Origin of the sequence: Flavobacterium aurantiibacter, from assembly GCF_002251775.1 — a bacterium.
Lineage (GTDB): Bacteria > Bacteroidota > Bacteroidia > Flavobacteriales > Flavobacteriaceae > Flavobacterium > Flavobacterium aurantiibacter.
The window spans coordinates 1-1,208 of the sequence record NZ_NOXX01000002.1; the positions used below are offsets into that span (position 1 = coordinate 1).

Annotated in this window: 2 protein-coding genes; both read left to right on the forward strand. The window is 38.2% G+C overall.

The window, feature by feature from the left end; genetic code table 11:
• The first annotated feature begins 317 nt into the window (after window positions 1–317).
• On the forward strand, window positions 318–662 hold the full coding sequence (locus tag CHX27_RS00015; RefSeq protein ID WP_094484754.1) for a type II toxin-antitoxin system RelE/ParE family toxin: 345 nt from the start codon (window positions 318–320) through the stop codon (window positions 660–662).
• Entirely contained in the window at window positions 646–948 is a 303-nt protein-coding gene (locus CHX27_RS00020; protein ID WP_094484755.1) for a helix-turn-helix domain-containing protein, read from the forward strand. The genes CHX27_RS00015 and CHX27_RS00020 overlap by 17 nt, the downstream gene beginning before the upstream one ends.
• Window positions 949–1,208 lie beyond the last annotated feature (260 nt).

A 1,208-nucleotide genomic window follows, 5' to 3' on the forward strand; every position in this document is an offset into this window, starting at 1 on the left:
ATTGCAGCAAAATGCCCGACCCGCCGCAACCCGATTTCGCTAAACTTGCGGCGGGTGCTGCCCAAATGAAACCAGTAGGTTTTAGGTCATGGATATGGTGTTTAAAAACCGTTTTTTTACTGTACAATGATTAAAAATTAACTTCTAAAGCGTACTTCGTAATTTAGGAGAGAATTTATGTTTGCTTTTCTGCATTATTAATCTAAGTAAAAACTGCAAATTCCTCTTGGCTGCAAACCGCAAGCAAAATGTAGCTTGCTGTTTTAGATAAAAGCTAAAGTTGCTCATTCGGACAACTTTAAATATCTTTGTAACGTATGAGTGAAGTAAAACTAAGGACAATAAGCTTGTATAAAAACTACTTTTCAGACTTCTACGAAAAGCAGAAGCCTAAAGTAAGAGAGAAGATTTTATGGACTCTTAGAATTATTGAAACTCTGCCGCTTGTACCGACCGACTATTTTAAACACTTGGAAGGAACAGATGGACTTTATGAAATTAGAATAAAAATGGGTAGCGACATTTTTCGAATTTTCTGTTTCTTCGACAAAGGAAAGCTCATTGTTTTGGGAAATGGTTTTCAAAAAAAGACTCAGAAGACGCCGAAATCTGAAATTGAAAAGGCAATAAAAATTAAAAAAGAGTATGAAAGCGAAAAGTAATTTAAAAACGCTTGACCAATTTGTTGACGAGCAATATGGCAAGAAAGGAACACCTAAACGCGACAATTTTGAGAAAGGCTATGAATCGTTTAAAATTGGCTTTCTTATACAACAAGCGAGACTTGAAAGGGGCTTGACACAGGAAGAACTTGCCCAAAAATGTGGCACGAATAAAGGATATATTTCAAAGATTGAAAACAACATCAAAGAGGTTCGCATTTCGACGCTTCAAAAAATTGTTGAGCTGGGACTTGGCGGACATTTAGAGTTATCAATCACGCTCTAACTAATTTTGTTCTGCAGGACAAACTACCACCTACGGCAGCAAGCCACTGTCAAACAACCTTTCCTAACAACAATTTATAACATTGTAAGCTCGTCTAAGAACTTTTAAGCGAGTTTTTTTCTTTGGTTCCGTACCAAATTCTTCAAAAAACGTTCCTTCGTGCACACACTTCGCAGCAGGGAATGACGCGGAAATGCCGTGAAGCTGCTGCCGAATTTTGGTGTGGCTTGGCGTGCGACTGAAAGAAGCGCCGCGAAGCA